The organism is Paremcibacter congregatus, from assembly GCF_006385135.1.
In the GTDB taxonomy this organism is placed as follows: Bacteria; Pseudomonadota; Alphaproteobacteria; order Sphingomonadales; family Emcibacteraceae; genus Paremcibacter; species Paremcibacter congregatus.
The window spans coordinates 3,105,116-3,124,491 of record NZ_CP041025.1 but is presented as its reverse complement, the minus strand read 5'-3'; the positions used below and the strand labels follow the sequence as shown (position 1 = coordinate 3,124,491).

General features: G+C 52.7%; 19 protein-coding genes. 6 read left to right on the top strand and 13 right to left on the bottom strand.

The window, feature by feature from the left end; translation table 11 throughout:
* Positions 1-142 precede the first annotated feature (142 nt).
* Entirely contained in the window at positions 143-1,408 is a 1,266-nt protein-coding gene (locus FIV45_RS13830) for a porin (protein ID WP_114365311.1), read from the bottom strand.
* A 236-nt stretch (positions 1,409-1,644) separates the two neighbouring features.
* Between FIV45_RS13830 and FIV45_RS13825 the strand changes: the two genes are divergently transcribed.
* Positions 1,645-2,640 carry an FAD:protein FMN transferase gene (locus FIV45_RS13825; protein ID WP_099475154.1) on the top strand — a complete coding sequence of 332 codons (996 nt, stop codon included), beginning with the start codon at positions 1,645-1,647 and terminating at the stop codon, positions 2,638-2,640.
* An 11-nt stretch (positions 2,641-2,651) separates the two neighbouring features.
* Here the strand turns inward: FIV45_RS13825 and FIV45_RS13820 are convergent, their stop codons facing one another.
* Complete coding sequence (locus tag FIV45_RS13820; protein ID WP_099475155.1) at positions 2,652-3,359, bottom strand: GntR family transcriptional regulator; 708 nt, start codon at positions 3,357-3,359, stop codon at positions 2,652-2,654.
* Between the two features lie 266 nt (positions 3,360-3,625).
* Between FIV45_RS13820 and pabB the strand changes: the two genes are divergently transcribed.
* A complete protein-coding gene (gene pabB / locus FIV45_RS13815; RefSeq protein WP_099475156.1) occupies positions 3,626-5,443 on the top strand; it encodes an aminodeoxychorismate synthase component I in 1,818 nt (605 codons plus the stop codon).
* A gap of 14 nt (positions 5,444-5,457) precedes the next feature.
* Here pabB and FIV45_RS13810 read toward each other — a convergent pair whose 3' ends face one another.
* Positions 5,458-6,447, bottom strand: a complete 990-nt coding sequence (locus FIV45_RS13810; RefSeq protein ID WP_099475157.1) for an SPOR domain-containing protein — start codon at positions 6,445-6,447, stop codon at positions 5,458-5,460.
* 245 nt (positions 6,448-6,692) lie between these two features.
* Here FIV45_RS13810 and FIV45_RS13805 point away from each other — a divergent pair, with 245 nt between their 5' ends.
* The 3 genes from FIV45_RS13805 to FIV45_RS13795 all read left to right on the top strand — a co-directional run bounded on the left by FIV45_RS13805 (position 6,693) and on the right by FIV45_RS13795 (position 9,478).
* Positions 6,693-7,403 (top strand): ParA family protein, encoded by a 711-nt coding sequence (locus FIV45_RS13805; protein ID WP_099475158.1) that lies wholly within the window; start codon positions 6,693-6,695, stop codon positions 7,401-7,403.
* 3 nt (positions 7,404-7,406) lie between these two features.
* Entirely contained in the window at positions 7,407-7,937 is a 531-nt protein-coding gene (locus tag FIV45_RS13800; RefSeq protein ID WP_099475159.1) for a hypothetical protein, read from the top strand.
* 71 nt (positions 7,938-8,008) lie between these two features.
* Positions 8,009-9,478: an SPOR domain-containing protein gene (locus FIV45_RS13795; RefSeq protein ID WP_181040081.1), complete on the top strand. Its 1,470-nt coding sequence runs from the start codon at positions 8,009-8,011 to the stop codon at positions 9,476-9,478.
* A gap of 77 nt (positions 9,479-9,555) precedes the next feature.
* On the opposite strand, the gene ptsN is transcribed toward FIV45_RS13795, so the two are convergent.
* The 8 genes from ptsN to FIV45_RS13755 form a co-directional block, all read right to left on the bottom strand.
* Positions 9,556-10,023 carry a PTS IIA-like nitrogen regulatory protein PtsN gene (gene ptsN / locus FIV45_RS13790; RefSeq protein ID WP_099475161.1) on the bottom strand — a complete coding sequence of 156 codons (468 nt, stop codon included), beginning with the start codon at positions 10,021-10,023 and terminating at the stop codon, positions 9,556-9,558.
* An 18-nt stretch (positions 10,024-10,041) separates the two neighbouring features.
* On the bottom strand, positions 10,042-10,614 hold the full coding sequence (gene hpf, locus FIV45_RS13785) for a ribosome hibernation-promoting factor, HPF/YfiA family (protein WP_099475395.1): 573 nt from the start codon (positions 10,612-10,614) through the stop codon (positions 10,042-10,044).
* Between the two features lie 221 nt (positions 10,615-10,835).
* A complete protein-coding gene (rpoN, locus tag FIV45_RS13780; protein WP_099475162.1) occupies positions 10,836-12,365 on the bottom strand; it encodes an RNA polymerase factor sigma-54 in 1,530 nt (509 codons plus the stop codon).
* 17 nt (positions 12,366-12,382) lie between these two features.
* Positions 12,383-13,156, bottom strand: a complete 774-nt coding sequence (gene lptB, locus FIV45_RS13775; protein WP_204602406.1) for an LPS export ABC transporter ATP-binding protein — start codon at positions 13,154-13,156, stop codon at positions 12,383-12,385.
* A 74-nt stretch (positions 13,157-13,230) separates the two neighbouring features.
* Positions 13,231-13,836, bottom strand: a complete 606-nt coding sequence (locus FIV45_RS13770; protein WP_165777109.1) for an LptA/OstA family protein — start codon at positions 13,834-13,836, stop codon at positions 13,231-13,233.
* A gap of 25 nt (positions 13,837-13,861) precedes the next feature.
* Positions 13,862-14,578, bottom strand: coding sequence for an LPS export ABC transporter periplasmic protein LptC (lptC, locus tag FIV45_RS13765; RefSeq protein WP_099475165.1), 717 nt, complete (start codon positions 14,576-14,578; stop codon positions 13,862-13,864).
* 301 nt (positions 14,579-14,879) lie between these two features.
* Positions 14,880-15,494 (bottom strand): ribonuclease D, encoded by a 615-nt coding sequence (locus tag FIV45_RS13760; protein ID WP_099475166.1) that lies wholly within the window; start codon positions 15,492-15,494, stop codon positions 14,880-14,882.
* A gap of 97 nt (positions 15,495-15,591) precedes the next feature.
* Positions 15,592-16,323, bottom strand: a complete 732-nt coding sequence (locus tag FIV45_RS13755) for a thioredoxin domain-containing protein (RefSeq protein ID WP_099475167.1) — start codon at positions 16,321-16,323, stop codon at positions 15,592-15,594.
* Positions 16,324-16,662: 339 nt separating this feature from the next.
* On the opposite strand from FIV45_RS13755, the gene FIV45_RS13750 reads away from it, so the two are divergent.
* On the top strand, positions 16,663-16,908 hold the full coding sequence (locus tag FIV45_RS13750) for a helix-turn-helix domain-containing protein (protein ID WP_204602380.1): 246 nt from the start codon (positions 16,663-16,665) through the stop codon (positions 16,906-16,908).
* 163 nt (positions 16,909-17,071) lie between these two features.
* Here FIV45_RS13750 and FIV45_RS18760 read toward each other — a convergent pair whose 3' ends face one another.
* Positions 17,072-18,544: a YecA family protein gene (locus FIV45_RS18760; RefSeq protein ID WP_099475169.1), complete on the bottom strand. Its 1,473-nt coding sequence runs from the start codon at positions 18,542-18,544 to the stop codon at positions 17,072-17,074.
* A gap of 446 nt (positions 18,545-18,990) precedes the next feature.
* Positions 18,991-19,344: a DUF6122 family protein gene (locus FIV45_RS18490; RefSeq protein ID WP_165777110.1), complete on the bottom strand. Its 354-nt coding sequence runs from the start codon at positions 19,342-19,344 to the stop codon at positions 18,991-18,993.
* Between the last annotated feature and the right edge of the window lie 32 nt (positions 19,345-19,376).

Here is a 19,376-nt window from a genome sequence, read left to right as displayed (position 1 = left end):
TCCACTTATATCAGGCATTATCTAGCATTTTTACTGGCCAGTTTCTATTTAAAAGTAAAAATCAGTCGCAAAAACATAAAAAAGAACCGCTCCGAAGAGCGGCCCGTTCAATAAGATGAAATATGCTTGGGTCTTATATCCCCTAGAAGTAAAGTCCAACACCCAGATTCAGGCGGTTGTCTTCCTTGGATTCGCTTGCAAAGCTGTCGATCTGGTAATCCATTTTCAGCACGACATTTTTATGTGGCCAGTAGTTCACACCAAAATTGGTCTGCTTGTAGGCGCTGTCGATGCTGTCACCGGCTTCATTATCCCAGACGCTGTAGCGGGCGAAGAAACCAACGGCATTCTGGTCATCCAGAGTGATTTTGTAGGAGGGCTCGATATACCAGCCGCGTTGGGTATCCCGGCCCAGAAGGTCAGCCTGATCGGCATTGACATTCCACTGGGCAAACAGGGCGCGCAGACCGAACGTACCATTGTCACTCACGGCGCGTTCCACATTGGCGTGGGCTTCAAACAGGGTCGCAGACGCGGATTGATCCAAACCGCCGCTCTGGGTGATGTCGTCCTGATACTGGAACGTACCGGCGAACTCGACACCAGGCATGGCCTGCCAGGAAGCGCGGGCGGTGAAGGCTGTGTTTTTCCATGGCGCTTTACCAACTTTTTGACGACCGCTGCGGATCTTGTAATCCTTGCCCGTGGTATCCAGACCGGAATGCATCATCAGGTCATAGCTGAAGCTTTCGGTCAGGTTGCCGCTCAGTTTTACACCGGCTTCCCACCAGGTCGCGGGCACGATGTTTTTTTCAACATTATTGCGTTCGACACCATAGAATGTGGGGGGCTCGTGGGTTTCATTAAGAATGCCAACCGGGATCAGGATCTGCCCAACAGATACACGGGTGTTTTCATTGAGATCCATTTCCACATAGGCCTGTTCAAGCTCGACTTCCCCAACCTGGCCTTCACCGGCGATGGAATGTTCGACTTCCAGTTCACTGAAGAAGCGAATGTTGTCGTTGAATTCATGGCCGAGGAACAACACAAAGCGGTGCAGGTCGATCTGGTCGGCATCGCCGCCGTTATAATGCAGTTCAGCATAGCCGCCAATGGTGGTGGCGTTGCTGCTGCCGGCAGAAGCTGTGACGGCGACATTATCAAGCGCCGCGCCTGTGGCTTCGACTTTCTTCTCTGTCTCGGCGACTTTAACGGCAGTTTCTTCTACTTTCTGGGTGGTCACGCCAACAATCGCTTCGAGCTTCTTGATCTGCTCTTGCTGTTGCTGGATCATTTTCCACATCTCTTCTTTGGATGGCATATCCTGGGCCAAAGCGCCCGTGGCGGAAAAGGCGAAGGTGATTGCCAGGGCGGAAGCAGTAGTTTTCAGAAGTTTCCGGGTCATTCTATTTCCTCTTTTCAAGTCGCCCGGTGTTTCATCGGGTGTAGGGGACGACATTGAACTTTCGATATGAAATTAATAATCATTGTTACTTACAATGTAACAAGGATGTGATCTAACATTAATGATTTGCATTATCAATAGTAAAAAGATAATACTGCTGGAAATATTTGGTTATTCTGATGTAGCCCGGAATTTAGAGGGGCATTCAGAAGAAGGAGAGTCAGGCGGTGACAACAATGACGCGACGGCGGGTGATCCGTCTTATGGCGGCCGGGGGGCTAATGTCTTGCGGCGCAAGCCTTGCCGGGGCATCGGGGGCCTGGGCCGGGTCTGCGTCTTCGCTTCACCTTTGGCATGGTCAGGCCTTGGGGGCCGATGTGTCTTTGCAAATTTATCATGCTGATAAATCTCAGGCTGACCGGATCATTGATAATGCCGTTGGTCTTCTTCGTGAAATGGAAGGGTTGTTTAGCCTCTACCGGACCGACTCACTGCTTAATCAGTTAAATACCACCGGGATGCTGTTGAAACCCGCTGTGCCCTTCCTGGATTTGCTGCGGACGGCGCAACAGGTCAGTCATGCGACCCAGGGCGCATTTGATATTACGGTTCAACCTTTGTGGCAGTTTTACAAAAACCATTTTACGGCGGGGCGGAAGACAGTGTCGGATCTGTCAGCGGCGGATCTTGCAACCGTGCGGCGTCACATTGGATATGATGGCTTGCTGGTCACGGCGGATAAGATCGCCTTTGCCCGCCCCGGTATGGCGGCGACCCTGAATGGCATTGCCCAAGGTTATGTCACGGATCAGGTGTCGGCCTATCTGGCGCAGGAAGGTTTGACGGAAGTTCTGGTTGATATGGGAGAATATCGGGCGCTCGGCCCGCAGGCGGGGGGCGCGCCCTGGCGTATCGGGCTTGCAGACCCCTTCCGGCCGGGCGGTTTGGCGGATGTTCTGGAAATGCGGGGCGGGGCGGTGGCGACGTCGTCCGGCGGCGGTGATATATTCGACGCACAAGGCGATTATCATCATCTGCTTGATCCACGTACGGGACTGAGCCCCTCCCGCTACGCATCTGTCACTGTGACCGCGCCGGAGGCGACAACCGCCGACGCTCTCTCGACCGCTTTCTGCTCTTTATCAGAACCAGACATCAAAACCTGTTTGAAATCCTTTTCCGGAACCCATGTGCGGCTGACCGATCCGCAGGGCCATGTCGCCTTGCTGTAATCTGTTTTGGACTAGAAGGCCCCTTGTTTGGATGTACTGGCGGGCAAGAGATGAGTGGCTTCCAGAACCTGACGGCACCAGTTCTGATGGGCTTTCTGCGCGGTCAGGGTGTCGGCCTGCAGGATCGCGGCCTTTACCTTGCTGAATTGTTTTTCCAGAATATCCACATTAACATCAAGCGTGCGCATAATATGGGGCGCGAAATAGGTTAGATTAAGCTTGAAAATATAATCTGCCAGAAGGCTGTTTTGTCCCAGATGGGCAAGATGACAATAATAATTGACCACCAGCGCCAGAATTGTCGGGGAATGATCCGAAGTCAGGGACACATTTGTTTTTTCTGTCTGGAGGGGGTAGGGGGCATTTTGCTGAAGAGTTTTTTTGTCTTGGTCCGGAAGGCCTTCTATGGCGAGGGTACCCAGGGTTTCCAGTAATTGAAATCTCTGGTGAAGGTCTTCCCGCTGCAGGCGCTTGATGCGGGCGCCGCGGTTGGGGGCAAGGTCCAGCATGTCTTTCGCGGCGAGGATTTTTAAGGCTTCGCGCAGGGGCCCCCGACTGATTCCGATTTCCTGAGTCAGATCTGATTCAACCAGACGTTGGCCAGGGGCGTAATGTCCGGCATGAATGCCTGTGATCAGGTGGTGTACGGCTTTTTCGACTTTGGAAGTAGGGGTAACGCGTTGTTTTTCATTAAGTTTGGTCACGTTTTTATTGTTCATGATACTATTATATTCTGCCTGATTTATATACTACAACTAGTTGAAAATAATTCTTATTTCAATAAGCAAGAGAAATAACATAATTTCGATGCATATGCCAATAAATAGTTTTCAGAGCTGAGATTGTATGTGGCGAGAAAGGGAAGAATATAATGAGAAACCATAAATCAATATTGTTTTTGGTCGACAGATGGTATGTAAAGAGGAAATATTGGTGAGGTTGAGGAACGGAGTTTTATGCTTCTGGATAAAAAGGTTTATATGGCATGATGGCGCACGCCAAACTGGATTTTTCTGTTTATCTCGATGCCAATAAAGAAGAGGGTGGTCGGTGCGGCGCTTATGTGTTTCGCGACCCGAGCGCAGTTATTCTTGCCGAAACGGTTTCTGAAATTGACGCTGCGCTTGACGCTGTTGATCAACATCTGGCGGAAGGTCGCTATGTTGCCGGCTGGATCAGTTATGAGGCGGGACTTTATCTGGAGAAAAAACTGCAGCCCTTGTGCAAGGCCACCTATCCGGCGCCGTTCCTGTGTTTCGGGGTTTTTGAGGCGCGTCAGTTTTTAACTGCGGCGGAAAGTGATGTCTATTGGGCGGCGCAGGCCGCGGCCGGAACGTATGACATCAGCCATAACCGCCTGAATATTTCCCGCAGCGCGTATGAAGATGCGGTGGGGCGAATAAAATCCTATCTGGCGGCGGGCGATATCTATCAGGTCAATTATACCCTGAAATCCCAGTTCGATTTTGAGGGCAGCGCCGCGAGTTACTATGCCGCCCTGCGCCGGGCCCAGAAGGTCGAATATGGCGCATTTATCACGATGGAAGACTACAGCATCCTGTCGCTGAGCCCGGAACTTTTTTTTGACAAGCGGGGCGAACAGGTGACAACCCGTCCGATGAAAGGGACTTGCGGGCGGGGTCGCACCGTCGCGGAAGATCGGGTTTATGCAGACGCCATGCAACAGGATGACAAAAGCCGCGCGGAAAATCTGATGATTGTTGATCTGTTGCGCAATGACCTGTCACGTATTGCCCTGCCGGGGTCGGTCAAGGTCAACAGTCTTTATGATGTAGAGAAATACCGCACCCTGTTTCAGATGACATCACATATAGAGGCGAAGGTCGGGCCCGATATGACGCCCGTAGCCATTCTGAAGGCCTTGTTCCCCTGCGGGTCGGTCACTGGCGCGCCAAAAATCAGGGCGATGGAAATTATTGACGAACTGGAAGTTGCGCCCCGGGGCATCTATACCGGCGCGATCGGCTATATGGCCCCTGAGGGCGATTGCTGTTTCAGTGTGCCGATCCGGACCATGACCATTGATGGCGAGGGCCGGGGGGAAATGGGAATTGGCAGTGCAATTGTCGCTGATTCACAAGTGGCGGCGGAATATGACGAATGTCTGTTGAAGGCCAATTTTGCCAGTCGGCGTTTTGCGCCCTTTGATCTTATTGAAACACTGGGGTGGGACGCGGCAGAAGGATTTCTCTATCTGGACCGTCATTTGGACCGTCTGCGGCAGTCGGCTGCCTATTTTGATTTTATTTATCCCGAGGCCATTGGTGAAGATCTTATGACGCATGCGGCCTGCCTTGACCCGGCGCAAAAATGGAAGGTGCGGCTGCTGTTGTCGTCTAAAGGCGCCTTTTCGCTGACGTCATCGCCCTTGCCGCCGCCTGACCGTAAAACAAAGCCTTGTGTCACCTTGTCGGGCCGGCCGGTGGATTCTGCCAATGCCATGTTGTTTCATAAAACCACAGACCGGGCCTTTTACGATGTGGAACGCGACCGTCATGTGCAGGCGCATGGGAGTTATGATGTGCTGTTTATCAATGAGGCGGGGCGCCTGACGGAAGCCAGTTATCATTCGGTATTTGTCCAGCGGGGCGGCGTATATTATACCCCGCCTTGTGAAGACGGCGTGTTGCCAGGGGTTTTGAGACAGGCGATGTTTGATGATCCGACGGTGGACATCCGGGCCTGTAGCCTGACGATTGACGACCTGGAACAGGCTGACGCCATTTATCTGGGCAACAGTGTCCGGGGATTGGTTGAGGTTGCGTTCCGGCCGCTGCCTTAATGACCACCCCTGTTTTAGTCCTGCGGTGTTTTAACCACATAGCAGCCCTGACCGGCATCCTTTAACTGCTGACACAATTGTCCGGCGCTTGTTCTGTCCCGGAAGGGCGCGAGCTGCAGACGATAGAAAACCCCTTTTCCGGTGATATCGGCATAGGTAATCTTGCTGGCCACACCCTGCAAAATATCCGCCTGCCGATTGGCAAGGTCTGCACGGGCTTTTTCGGCCGCCTGTTCCGATGTATAGGATCCGACCTGTACCCGATAGAGATCAGCGCCATCTGGTTCCGTCGGGGCGACGTCCTGTTTTGTCTCTGGTGCGGCTGTGGTCTGCGTAGGTATCAGCGGTTTTGGGGTTTCCGTTTCTGTCGGCGGCTGGACCATCAGGCCCACATCGTCAGGGGAAAGATGAAGCGTGGTTAATGTCGGGGCTAAATCCTGGGATTGACTGATCTGGTCTGACGTCATGGCGCCATTCAAGGTCTGCAAGGCGCTTTCGGCATCGCCAAGCCCCCGGCCGGCGGCCAGAGAAATCCAGGCATGGGCCTTTACCGGATCTCTCTCGACAGCTTCGCCATTATAATACATGGTGCCGACCATAAGCTGTGATTTAGGATCACCGTTCTTGGCGGCCTTGATCAGCCAGGAAAAGGCCTTTTTATGGTCAACTGCGCCGATACGGCCAAAATAATACAGGGTGCCCAAATTGCGCTGCGCGCCCACATGGCCGCTTTCGGCGGCGCGCAGATAATAGCTTTCCGCCTTGGTATAATTTCGTTCGACCCCGCGCCCCATGCGATAAAGCTGCCCCAGGTTATAAAGGGCGTTTTCATTGCCGAGGGCCGCATAAGGCAGCCATTCCGCATGAGCGCGGGAATAATCACCGACCTGATAGGCGTAGACGCCGTCCGCGACAGTGGCCAGAGCGGGAGCAGGATATAAGGCGGTCAGGCCTGCAACGCCGACCAGGGAAATAAGATGTCTTTTTAATACGTTATGTTTCATCTTCACGGCATCCTTTTCAGGTGAAAAGTTAATTTTCCGGGGTTCTGTGGATGTAAATATGCCCCACTATACTGAAAATTTTATAAATATTCTATTGATTATCAAAGTGTTAGAAAAGAAAAATGCGTCTTTACTTTACTATTTCTTAAGACCTGGAAGGCACAATCATCCTGTTGAAATGGTTCTCCGTCAAAATAACACAGAATGCGGAAGAACTTTTAAAAAATAGAACAAGGTTGAAACATATGCGAGTTGTAGCATTTACCTCACAAAAAGGCGGCTCCGGTAAGACGACGTTGAGCGGCCATATCGCCGTTCAGGCAGAACTCGCCGGTGAAGGGCCTGTAGTTCTGGTGGACACGGACCCTCAGGGCAGTCTGACAGAATGGTGGAACGAGCGGGAGGCGCCGACACCGGCCTTCGCCCAGACCAATGTGTCCCGGTTACTGACTGATCTGGACGAACTGCGGGAGCAGGGGTTCAAACTGGCTGTGATTGATACGCCGCCAGCGATTACCCTGGCGATTCAAAGTGTGATCGCGGTTTCAGACCTTATTGTTATTCCGACCCGGCCCAGTCCTCATGATCTGCGCGCAGCCGGGGGAACGGTCGAACTGGCAGACCGGACGGATAAACCGTTTATGTTTGTCGTCAATGGAGCAACACCCCGCGCCCGGATTACGTCCGATGCGGCGATCGCCCTGTCCCAGCATGGCACAGTGGCGCCGATTACCCTGCATCACCGGACAGAATATGCGTCTGCCATGATTGATGGCCGTACGGTGATGGAAGTTAATCCGAAAGGACGTTCCGCGAAAGAAATTGAAAGTCTTTGGGAATATATTGGGGACCGTTTAGAGAAAAACTTCAGAAGAACCGTTTTCCAGCATCAGGCCGTTCAGACGAAAGCGACCAACCCGCGGGCTGGTTTTGGACGCAAGCAAGTACAGGCGTAAATCATGACAAAAGACAGTAACAAAAAACAAGTATCCCGTTTAACCGGCGCGTTATTGGCCCGTAAAGGGGCCGCGGCCCCGTCTTCCGCGACGTTGTCGTTACACCAGCCAGCCATCAACAGATTTTCCCATGTTGCAGATGGGACGGCGGAACCGACGTTGCCTGATGAGGCAAAGCGGGCCCCGCTTGAGCATGCGATAGAGACGGTTCAGGAGGTCACCAACCGACAGAATCAGCGGTCAGCCCCAGAGCCTGTAGCTCAGGTTCCGACTTCCAGACGGGCGGCCCCGACGCGTAAGCGCAAGATGGCAGTGACGCAAAAGCCAAAGTTCGCAGAATCAGAAGCGGATGTCGCGCGCCAGAAGCGGATTGCCATGACATTACGCATGGACGAAGACAGTCATTTGAAATTGCGGCTTTTTTCGGCGCATACCCGGAAAAGCTGTCAGGTTATTCTCAGTGAGGCGTTGGAACTCTATCTCGACGAGATGGGGGATTCCCTTCCACTGGAAAGTAGAGTATCACAACAATGATAGGTTTTTCATTTAGACGAGGGAGTAGGGAGCCTTGGTCTGAACGAGCAAGCCTGATACAGGAGTGTATGATGATACAAGAAAACAAAGAGAAAATTATGATATTTTGTGAAAAGCCGCGTCGAGCGAATATCGCCAAAATTCTGGCTTCTGTGGCCATGCCGGCAGTATTGCTGGCCTGTTCCGGAACAGGGGGCGATTATAACCAGGCGGCCGATAAAAGTGTCAGCGTTCAGGTCGCGCGTTCAACGCAATCGACCACGACAGAGAGCAGCTTTATGGCTCTGGCCAGCGAAATGGCGGCACAGGGAGACCATGCGGCGGCCATTCCTTTATATCGCCGGGCGATCAAATGGCATCCTTTTGCCTCTGACCCGTTAGTAGGGCTGGGTGATTCCCTGCGGGCTGTCGGTCAGTATCAGGAAGCGGAAAAGGTCTATCAATCAGCCCTGTCCCGCAATGAAAAAAATCTGGCGGCCCTGAAAGGTCTGGGCAGCACCTATATTACTCTGGGTCGGCCAACCCTGGCCGTGCCATTGCTACATGATGCCGTGTCTCTGGACCCCCGTGACGTGGAAGCGATCAGCAGTCTTGCCGTGGCGCTGGAACTGCAGGGGCATGCACAGGCCGCATCGGAAGTTTATAAGGACGGTCTAAGCATTGATCCAGATAACCTGAAACTGCTCAACAATTACGGTCTGTCACTGGCGTTGCAATCCCGTCATGATCAGGCGATTGATGTTTTGAAACAGGCGGCGCAGCATAAAGATGCCGGCGCCAGTCACCGGCAGAATCTGGCGATGGCTTATGCGTTGAGCGGCAACGAGATGATGTCATCCCGCTTGCTGGCGATTGATAACGGTCCGGATCTGACCAATGAAAACCTTGGGTATTTCCGCATTCTTGCCAGCCTGCCGGCGGAAGAACGCTTTGATGCCGTGGTGCGTCAATCCACCAATCCGAAGACAGATACTGCCGAGCCGGCCAATGAAGTTTATGACGACACCAGCCGGGTGAAACAGGTTACTGTCGCGCGTCTGGTCGAAGTGCCGCCGGAGCCGATGGCGATTGTCGAACCGGAGCCAGAACCAGAAGCTGTTGAGGAAAATGTACCGCCGCTGTTGGGACCACAAGGGTGGGCGTTACAGATTGCCGCCTATCGTAAAAAGTCCGAATTGATGCCGGGCTGGGAAAAGCTGAAAGAGAAATATGCCGATATCATCGGTGATCTGGAACCGCGCCGGTCTGAAATTGACCTGGGCGAAGCGAAATATCCCGGGGGTCCGCATGGCTTTTATTATCGCCTGAATGCCGGTCCTTTGACCAGCATGGCCGAAGCCGAGGAAGCCTGTCGCAAGATTCTGGCCCTGGGCACGGATTGTTGGGTGCGGGTGCCTGAAGTACAGGAAGGCAGCGTTCCGGAAGAAGATGTTGAAAAAGCAGAAGAATTCCGCCGCAAGGTTTATTCCGGTAAAACGCCAGAAGCACCAGAAATGACAGAAACTCCAGAAACGCCAGAAACACCTGACGACGGCGCGTAAAGGTTTTTGATAGAACAAGAAAAAGCCTCCTGAAATGTTCAGGAGGCTTTTTTTATGTTTTAAAATAACAGCTCTGATCAGGCCGCGTGGCTAGAAGAGGAGCTTGATGTCAGTATGGCATAGATGGCATCGCCGCTTTCTGAACCCCGGATTTTGTCGCAGACGGCTTTATCCCGTAATGTGCGGGATACTTTCGCCAAGGCCTTGAGATGGTCGGCCCCTGCGGTTTCCGGCACCAGCAGCAAAAAGAGAAGATCGACCGGCTGATCATCAAGGGAATCGAAATCCACAGGATGTTCCAGACGGGCGAACAGGCCGTAAGGCCGGTCCAGGTCGGTGAATTTGCCATGGGGAATAGCAACCCCATGGCCAACACCGGTGGTGCCCAGTCGTTCTCTTTCCAGCAGGACGTCCAAAATTTCATGATGACCTTTTGGCACAACCTTTTCTGCATGATGGGCGAGTTCCTGCAAGACTTGTTTCTTGCTGGACGCCTTCAGGTCTGGAACGATTGACTCCAGATTTATGAGATCAGTAATCTCCATACGGACACTTTTCTGTTGTTAAGTTACTTTCGGGTCTATCCAGCCGATGTTGCCATCGATCCGGCGGTAGACCACATTGAGGCCGCCATGTGAACTGTTGCGGAACATCAGGGTTTGTAATTCCCCGAGATCAAGCCGCATGACAGCATCACTAACGGATACTTCCGGTATATCAAGCTGCATTTCGGCCACGATGGCTGGCTGCAGGTCTTCCTGAGGTTCATCAATGGAATCGTCTTCGGCGGCCAAGATATTATATTGGGCCGGCAGTTGATCCTTGCCATTTGAACGCTCTTTATGATGGTTGGTCAGCCTACGTTTATAGCGGCGCAGTCGTTTTTCCATTTTTTCTGCGGCAGCGTCGAACGCGGCATATATGTCCTTTTCTTCGGCATGGGTTTGCAAATGAACGCCATGACCGAGATGAACACTACAATCCGCGCGATGCAGATGAGCATTCTTGGACATCGTTACAGTTCCGTCGATTGAATGATCAAAATATTTATCAACAATCCCGTCTATATGGCCTTCCACATAAGATTTCAGGCTTTCGCCGATGTCCATTTGTTTGCCAGTAACGATAATTTTCATTTTGACTCGAACCATTCTCAGATAGCTAGTTATTAACGAGAGCCTTCAGAGAAACACATATTCTCTGTAAAGCCGGGGAAGTTAGTGTTTGCTTTTGCATTTGTCAAGTTTGCACAAACTTCCGCTAAAATCCGGAGAGATGAAATATGATATTTCACCTGATCCGGATGGACTGCTTTCCACGGGAAACGCTATCTGTATTTTTCCCGCGTTGGAATAAACTAGAAAGCAGCATTCTTGATCCTCCTGCGTTGGATAGAGGAGGGTATATGTAACGCTTCACGGTATTTGGCAACCGTTCTGCGAGCGATATCAATGCCTTGGGACTTTAGAATTTCCACAAGCTTGTCATCGGATAAAATCTTTTTGGGGTCCTCATCATCGATCAGGGACTGCAGCGCATGTTTGACGGATTCAGAAGAATGACTCTCGCCGCCCTCGACCGAGGAGATGGCGGTGGTGAAGAAATACTTCAGTTCGAAGATTCCCCTGTTGGTGGAGATGAATTTATTCGAAGTCACGCGACTCACAGTACTTTCATGCATTTCGATGGCATCCGCAATGGTCTTTAAATTTAACGGTTTGAGGTATTTTACCCCTTTCTCAAAGAAAAGTTCTTGATGTTTGACAAGTTCTGACGAGACTTTCAAAATTGTTCGTGCCCGCTGATCAAGCGCCTTGACCAGCCAGCTGGCGGAGGCGGCGCATTCGGCGAGATACTCCTTGTCTTCCTTTTTCTTGGTCAGGTCCTGTATTTCGGTGAAATAATGATTGTTGAACAGGACCCGGGGCAGGGTTTCGCTGTTGAGTTCGACGATCCAGTTGCCTTTGGGGTTCTTGCGGATAAAGACGTCGGGGATCACGGATTGGGACACCGGGTTGCCAAAAATCTGTCCGGGCTTGGGATTCAGCGCCTGTATCTCGCTGATCATGTCACGCAAATCTTCCTCATCAACGCCGCAGATCCGCATCAGGCCATTATAGTCCCGTTTGGCCAGCCGTTCCAGATTGTCGAGCAAGGCTTCCATGGCTGGATCGAGCCTATCATTGGCTTTCTGTTGCAGCTTCAGGCACTCGCTCAGATCGCGGGCAAAAACCCCGACGGGCTCCAGACCTTGGGCGACGTCAAGGAGTTTCTCGATTTCTGCAACGTCACAGTTAAAACGTTCAGCGATGTCGGGGGTGCTTTCGGACAGATAGCCGGCATCATCAAGCATGCCGACGAGAAACCGAATGATGGACTTGTCATGATGGTCGAGCGCCAGCAGATTAAGCTGATCCAGCAAATGGTCGCTTAAGGAAATTTCTTCACTGAGCCGCAGGTCAAAGCCGCTGCCGGCCTGATCAAAACTGCTGCCGCCATTGCCGATCATCGAACTGGAGGTCAGGCCCATATCATTGTCTGTGGGGGACTTCTGTACGCCGTCATTGATGCAGTCGTTGGTAAAGTCATTGTCGAAACTGGTGTCGAGCGCTGCTTCACTGTTCAGGTTTTCCGCGCCAGGGTTGGTGAGATAATCGTCTGAGGTGGCCTCGCTGCCTTCTTTCGTTTTCGCGCCATTGATATCTTCCGCGGCGGATGAAGGGGAGCTGTCGCCGACTTCGAGCAGGGGATTTTTTTCAATCTCCTGGGCGACGAAATCTACCAGGTCAATATTGGAGTATTGCAGAAGCTTGATGGCCTGCTGCAACTGGGGTGTCATGACCAGTGATTGCGATAATTTTAATTCTATTCTTGGCGAAAGAGCCATATTTTTCTTACCCCGCTTTATAAGCTAAAGCTGTCCCCTAAGTATACACGACGAACATCCTCGTTGGCGACAATTTCTTCCGGTGTGCCGGTCATCAAGACCTGCCCGTCGTGGATGATGTACGCTCTGTCAATGATATCAAGGGTTTCCCGGACGTTATGGTCGGTGATCAAAACCCCGATGCCCCGATCTTTCAGATGGGACACCAGATTACGAATGTCTGAAATGGCAATTGGATCGATTCCCGCGAAGGGTTCATCCAGCAAAATAAACGATGGCCGCGTCGCCAGCGCCCGGGCAATTTCCGCCCGCCGACGTTCCCCGCCGGACAGGGCCAGGGCCGAGGCATGGCGAATATGGGTGATGGAAAATTCCGTCAGCAGGCTTTCGAGCATTTCTTCGCGTATCTTGTGATCCGGTTCGCAGACCTCAAGCACAGACCAGATGTTTTCTTCCACCGTCATGCCGCGAAAAATAGACGCTTCCTGCGGCAAATAGCCAATGCCCAGACGGGCCCGGCGATACATGGGCAGGCGGGTGATATCATGCCCGTCCAGCAAAATCCGCCCGGCGTCGGGGTCGATCAGGCCGATCATGGAATAGAATGTCGTGGTCTTGCCAGCGCCGTTAGGCCCGAGCAGGCCGACGACCTCTCCGGTTTTGACCTGCAGGCTGACGCCTTTCAGGACGGGGCGCTTGCGGAATTTCTTTTCCACAGCATCAATCACCAGCCCGCTGCTGAGCTGCGGTGCGGTTGCGGTGGCGTCATCCTGAAGTGTTGTTGTTGGCATTTTATTCATATCTTCTTTTTATGGCATCAGTATAGCCCGGTGAGGGTAACGATTTGATTAATAAATCCGTGAGATTATGGCCTGTCGTTCTGTTTTTCTGTCCCGCCGGAGGGATCTTTTTTCTTTTCGGGGAGAGTGAATTTTCCCGTGACCCGGCCATCTTTCGTCGGTTTGCCCTGCATGGTGATCACGCCGCTGTCAAGATCATAGGTCAGACGCTCGCTGCGGGTTTCGCCTTCCTCGGCTTTGAGGAGCACATTGCCGCCGAGGGTGACGATCTTTTCTTCCACATCATAAATGCCCCAGGTGCTTTCGATGGTTTCGTTTTTGGTGGTCAGCTTGACCCCGCCGGACACATCAAGACGGGTGATGGTTTTATCGGCGGCTTCGCTGCCTTGAAAAAATACCGTCATGCGATCGGAATAAAGCGTCAGGTCTTTCTGCTTGACCACCACATCGCCAATATAAACGGCAATATTTTTCTTCAGGTTGGCTTCCCAGTCATTGGAACTGATATAGACATCGCGGCTGATGTCCACGGGGCCATTGCCGGCAACTTGGGTGGTTGTTTCTGTCGTCACCTGGGCGCTGACGGGGGCAGTCCCCAGCAGCGGCAGGGCCAGGCCCCATAAAAGGGCGGTGGCTTTCGATGTCCAGGATATCTTGAGGGCGTTCAGCACGATTTTTTCCCTTGTCAGCTATGGGTTATTGTTGTTTGTCCGGGGAGCCCGCGGGAGAGATCGTCTCCGTGAACTTGTCCGGGTTATAGTGATGCAGCACATTGCCTTTCAGGCGGATGATTTCCTGATCCACGTCGATGTGAAATTTTTCGGCGGAAAAGTCCCCAAAGGGCGAGGCGCCGCTGACGCCGCTGTTGCCGGTGACGATTTTCTCATTGATCAGGAAGGTCGCCTGGTTGGTCTTGATGCTGAAATCATTGTTGGTATGGATATCGACCGCGCCGTCGAGCACGATTTCCTGGGCCTTGGAATCGAACATGCCGCTGGTGGCGTTGATTTCGATACCGGTGCCATCCTTCATCTGCATGTTGGCCAGCAGGTTCTTCAGGTAATAATCCTTGTCATCATTACTCTTGCGAAAGGCGGTTTCGGCGGAAATATTGACCGGGTGATTGTTGTTGTCGATCCCGACATAGCGTGGCTTGACCAGCTTGGCATTCTCGTCGCGTTCTTCCAGCCGGTCCATGGCCAGGGTAAAACTGCCCTCGGCGCTGTTGAGCACCGGCCACAGCACCAGCGTCACCAGCGCGACCGCCGCGAGCGAAGGCACAATGATCTTGAGCCAGTAGATACGATTGATTTCCCGCTGGTTCTGACGATAGCTCACCGGCGCTGTCGGCTGCAGACTGCGCAGCGGATCGGGCATGCCGGGTGATGTCTCGTATCTGTTGTCTACGGTCATAGACAAGGTCCTGTTATGGCGTGGGCATATGGGGACTTGCGGTCCGGGCCTCACTTGCGTGTTAAAATACTGCCGTGCGCGGCACTTTTTCTTCGTTTATTCTGTTTTATTCTAGTCTGTTCTATCCGGGCCTGTGCGTCATGCCTAAGACACCTGATATGAACGGTAATCATGGCGAAACAATGGAAACGCCCTGTGTCGTCGTTTGTCCGTCCCGATCCATAGTATAAATGTAATATCTTCCCGCGGCGACTTCAAGAGCCCCGTTGCGGGCCCCTGTCGTCTTGCGCGGGCGCAGGTTTTAACTATGGGCGAAGATATCTTCATCCGGCCAGCCGAGCAGATCGAGATCGGTGCGGGTCGGGAGAAAATCAAAGCAGGACTGGGCCAGGTCGCGGCGGCCCGACCGGTCGAGCATCACATTCAGCCGGTTCATCAGTTTATGCAGATGCAGCACGTCAGAGGCGGCATATTCCCGTTGTTCGTTGGACAGCTCGTCAGCGCCCCAGTCGGAACTCTGCTGTTTCTTTGACAGATCAACACCGATCAGTTCCCGACACAGGTCTTTCAGGCCATGCCGGTCCGTATAGGTCCGCACCAGGCGCGAGGCGATCTTGGTGCAATAGACCGGCCGCACCCGGGCGCCGAGATATTTGTTGAGCACCGCCACGTCAAACCGGGCGTAATGGAAAATCTTGGTCAGATGATGGTCTTCCAGCATGGCTTTCAGGTTCGGCGCCTTGGTCTGGCCCTGGGCGATCTGCACCAGATGGGCGGTGCCGTCGCCGCTGGACAGCTGGATCAGGCACAGCCGGTCGCGGTGCGGGTTAAGCCCCATGGTTTCCGTATCGATCGCCACGGAGCCGGTAAATTTCACATGGTCCGGCAAATCGCCCCGATGCAGTTCAATTGACATAAATGTCCCTTTATTCTGAAAACTTTAAAACACAAGACAAACTATAGCGTTAACCGGGGCAAAGAGGCAACTGTTAAGTCTGTTGCCAGGGGCATTTTTAAGGCGGGGCGGAGGCGGACGGCCGGGGCAGCCGCGCGACCATCCGGCGGAATATATCGCGGATCACCTCGGCGCGGGCCTCCACCGTGCGGCCGAGCAGATGCACGCCGCGCGGCGCGTCCTCGTCGATCCAGCCGAGAGAGCGCAGCAGCTCCCCCAGCGCGCTCAGATCATCGGTCGGCTCCTCCAGCGCGAAGATATGCCGCCGCAGATGCAGCAGCGCCCGCTCCGCCGCCTGGTCCGCCGCCTGCGCGGGGGTGAGCAGCCGGTTCAGCGGGCTGCCGTCCCGGTGATAGAGCAAAATGCCCCGATCACGCACAGCGGCCATAAAACTGTCCGCACCGCCGCCCTCCCGCGCGTCCGCCCGCCGCAGCAGCCGGTTACAGCGGCGCAATGTCTCCACCCGGAGAGTCTCGACCCGGTGAGTTGCCACCCGGTGGGCGGGGGGAAGTGCCGTCGCGCTGCGCCACAGGTCTTTCGGCAGACGGCGGTTGACCTGGATCAGCAGGGACGGGGACCGGGAAGGCGCGGAGGGTTTGGCGGCGGGGGGCGTGGAGGATTTAGGGGTTTTCGGGGCGGGGCACAGGATCACGGCGATGATCTGGGCCTGACGCTGTTTCTGGCTGCGGCCACGTTTCGCCGCCGCGCGATAGCTCTCGACCAGCGCCGCCGTGATCTTGCGCAATTGCACCCGCTCAGCGGGGGGCAGGGCGGACATATCCGTCTTCATCTCGGGTCTCCTTTGTCATCTCAGCTCTCCTTTGTCGAAAGCTGTCGCCTTCTCTGTCGCACCATACCCCCGCTCCACCGTCATGCCCTCGAAGGAGGGCATCCAGACTTCTGACCGCTGAGCAGGTATGTTGTACGGAAAAAAGGAGAAATTGGATAAGCTATTGGTTAACAAGACGGGATAAGATATGCTAAAACGTGAGTTAGCCATGCCAGCCTCCTTTCAAGGTTGGGTGTGGTTAGACTCGATAAGGTGTTGGCGCACCTTTTCGGGTCGATTTAGTTACTTATAATAAGTAACAAATTTTATTGGGAATTACAAGCGCGAAAGTATAATATTTTGACGACAGATATTACCGCAGCACAATGTCGCGCCGCCCGCGCTTTATTGAACATGTCACAGGGGGGGCTTGCGAAGTCCGCAGGGGTTGCCGTTAAAACGCTATCTGACTTTGAAAAAGGCGCACGGACTCCCCGCAGCGGAAACCTGGCAGCTATCAAGCAAGCCATAGAAGCCGCAGGCATCATTTTCCTTGCCAAGGGAGAAACGACAACTGGTGGCTTGGGGCTGCGCTTGAAAGTCTAAAATCGGATTTTACAAATAGGATTAGGAAATCTACCAAGCTGTAATGTGAAATTATAGAAGCATTGATATGGATAATGATTTTCACAAGAATTTATATATCCCCGGTGTCCGCTTTCGGCCAAAAGCGGACCTTGATGGCCTAAAGTGAGCATATTGAGCGAGATCAGGCCCCATGGCACTTCTTGTACTTTTTACCTGATCCGCATGGGCACGGCTGATTGCGTCCCACCTTGAGGTTTGGTCGGATGGCTCGTGCAGTAGTGGCAGATGGTGGAACAAACTGCGTGACGTGCTCATTGTATTGCTCAAGCTGTGGCGTTCCAAAAAAATTCCATTCTTGGTTCAGTTCTTCGTAATACACGCGCATGTCGTCAGCCCAAGTCTCACAGGGCAGAAGAACGAAGTCTTCCGAATTTGTGCCACCCGCGAATTTGGGAGCATCCATCCCAATACCGATAACCTTGGTCAGATGAGGAAACTTGTTCTTTGCTGCGCCACACGCAATTTCCAGTAGCGTTCTCCGCTTGTCTAGGTAGTCGGATTCTTTCCGGAAATCCGCTGGAACCCTGAGCTGGAAAAACACATAGCCAACACTCGGAAGATGAGACGGAAAAAAGGTCACGTGGCGAGTGAACTGTTCTGAGTGGTCGGGAAAATTAATGATAGCTTGCTTGATCCTGTTAGTAAGCGCACGGCGTATAAAGCGTGGCTCCTTCACCATCTCGAATATTGCACTCTCTCCACGCAAAAGGTCCGAGTTCCCCCCAAGATCTCCGTTCAAGGCATTTTGGCAAGTTCGCTGAATTAGCTCATCCCAGTAATAGGAAATACGATCTTCTTTCTTGGTGTTTTTGTAGAGATCGGTATTTATGAAATCGTGCCACTCACCTTCACCGATCAGCACGCAATTCACATCGTCACGTTTCGTACCAATGATGTGTTGTTCAGTATCCTTGTCATAGTTGAGGAGATAGTGTCCGAGCAAGTCTTCCTCACCGCAATATACCAACGAATCAAACTTCTCTATGGCGCGTAGCTTTTCGTCGAGATACCTTGAGAAGTCGGTAACCGTATCTAGTTCACCCAATACAATCGAGATATTATGGCCGTCGAAAATATGAATGGGGTCTTGCTTATCAACCTCGACGTGAAAGGGGTGTGTTTGGTCACTTTTTGTTTCCCTATAGGCGATCGCAAGACTTCCATAGATATTTTGATCTGAGGCTTGAACGCAGGCTTCCTTCGCTCCGTGCGCGACAATGATCTTGTGAATAATTGACTTCTTCGGGTTGATTTCAAGTGGAAAGTGCGTTGTTCCCTTCGCATCGAGAAAGATAGACCGCCCGCTTCGGATGTATCGCTCTGCACCCTTAGCCGTCTTGACTTGGCGATCAATTACTTTGCGCTTCCATCGATCCCAGAGGATTTGCGGATCTTTTTTAGGTGCTTCGGGAAGCTGGTTTTCGCGATCAAAAAAAATGAAGACGTAGTCACCGAATACAGCGAGGAGATCACATAGCTCATGGCCGTCGTCCTTGAATGGGTTGGGGTAACTCCAGAGTTTAAGAAAGGAACGCTCACAGAACTCTGCGAGTACACGCTCGGTTTCAGTCACTCCGAGTGATTTCGTTATCATAGTGACTGTTTACCTCAAATTTTTGATTTATTACTTGTAACGCACTCTTCCTAGAAAGGAATGGGAGCTTTTGTTTCAAGTGCTTTTCTGTCGTATTGATTGAAATTTTGACTTTTTTACGCTGTATATAGTTAGGTTTTCTTATGTGTTTAAAGTCCGCTTTGGGTCGATAATCCCCTCTTAAGCCTATTCTGGTTACTGTCCGTATTGTTGAGTTGCAAGTCAAGGAGTTTTTACGACTAGAGAGGTGTGGTTGTACCCTGCTAAATTACGGAATTACGGAATTTTCACAACAATTTACACGCTTCATACCTTTTCCGCCGTCATTACCCGACTTGATCGGGTAATCTAGTCCTTTGGTGAGGCCTGCTTGGATTACCCGATCAAGTCGGGTAATGACGAGGTGGGGGGGGAAGGGGTGTGCCCACCCGTCCGGCGCGACAAGGTTACATCCAGAGGCAATCCTGATAATCGGTCAGCATATGGAACAGCAGGCCGAGCAGGATCATTTGGCTCAGGGGGATCAGGCGGGCGGGGACGGCCCGGCGGAGCGGCGGGACCAGCGTCGCGGCCAGCAGCAGAAGATAGAGCCCGATGGCGGGACCGGAATGCAGCGGGTGATGGCCGATGCTGCATCGCGCGGGGTCAAACAGAGGCGTGGCGAGCAGGTGATCCAGATCGACCAGCATCGTGGCCAGCATGATGATCCAGGCCTTTTTCCAGCTCTGCGGGAAGAAAATCCACGCGATCAGCCCGGGGGCGAGAAAATGCAGGCCGTAGTGGATCAGAAACTGGATCATTCTATTCTTTCTTTCTTTCTCTCGGGGGGATT

What these genes read in the sequence shown, in the direction of transcription:
- rpoN (WP_099475162.1), bottom strand. Translation starts at nt 12,365, where the DNA reads ATGGCTCTTTCGCCAAGAATAGAATTAAAATTATCGCAATCACTGGTC.
- FIV45_RS18760 (WP_099475169.1), bottom strand. Translation starts at nt 18,544, where the DNA reads ATGATAACGAAATCACTCGGAGTGACTGAAACCGAGCGTGTACTCGCA.
- FIV45_RS18490 (WP_165777110.1), bottom strand. Translation starts at nt 19,344, where the DNA reads ATGATCCAGTTTCTGATCCACTACGGCCTGCATTTTCTCGCCCCCGGG.
- FIV45_RS13755 (WP_099475167.1), bottom strand. Translation starts at nt 16,323, where the DNA reads ATGAAGACGGATATGTCCGCCCTGCCCCCCGCTGAGCGGGTGCAATTG.
- FIV45_RS13810 (WP_099475157.1), bottom strand. Translation starts at nt 6,447, where the DNA reads ATGAAACATAACGTATTAAAAAGACATCTTATTTCCCTGGTCGGCGTT.
- FIV45_RS13830 (WP_114365311.1), bottom strand. Translation starts at nt 1,408, where the DNA reads ATGACCCGGAAACTTCTGAAAACTACTGCTTCCGCCCTGGCAATCACC.
- pabB (WP_099475156.1), top strand. Translation starts at nt 3,626, where the DNA reads ATGATGGCGCACGCCAAACTGGATTTTTCTGTTTATCTCGATGCCAAT.
- FIV45_RS13825 (WP_099475154.1), top strand. Translation starts at nt 1,645, where the DNA reads ATGACGCGACGGCGGGTGATCCGTCTTATGGCGGCCGGGGGGCTAATG.
- lptC (WP_099475165.1), bottom strand. Translation starts at nt 14,578, where the DNA reads ATGACCGTAGACAACAGATACGAGACATCACCCGGCATGCCCGATCCG.
- hpf (WP_099475395.1), bottom strand. Translation starts at nt 10,614, where the DNA reads ATGAAAATTATCGTTACTGGCAAACAAATGGACATCGGCGAAAGCCTG.
- FIV45_RS13795 (WP_181040081.1), top strand. Translation starts at nt 8,009, where the DNA reads ATGATACAAGAAAACAAAGAGAAAATTATGATATTTTGTGAAAAGCCG.
- FIV45_RS13760 (WP_099475166.1), bottom strand. Translation starts at nt 15,494, where the DNA reads ATGTCAATTGAACTGCATCGGGGCGATTTGCCGGACCATGTGAAATTT.
- lptB (WP_204602406.1), bottom strand. Translation starts at nt 13,156, where the DNA reads ATGCCAACAACAACACTTCAGGATGACGCCACCGCAACCGCACCGCAG.
- FIV45_RS13820 (WP_099475155.1), bottom strand. Translation starts at nt 3,359, where the DNA reads ATGAACAATAAAAACGTGACCAAACTTAATGAAAAACAACGCGTTACC.
- ptsN (WP_099475161.1), bottom strand. Translation starts at nt 10,023, where the DNA reads ATGGAGATTACTGATCTCATAAATCTGGAGTCAATCGTTCCAGACCTG.
- FIV45_RS13800 (WP_099475159.1), top strand. Translation starts at nt 7,407, where the DNA reads ATGACAAAAGACAGTAACAAAAAACAAGTATCCCGTTTAACCGGCGCG.
- FIV45_RS13805 (WP_099475158.1), top strand. Translation starts at nt 6,693, where the DNA reads ATGCGAGTTGTAGCATTTACCTCACAAAAAGGCGGCTCCGGTAAGACG.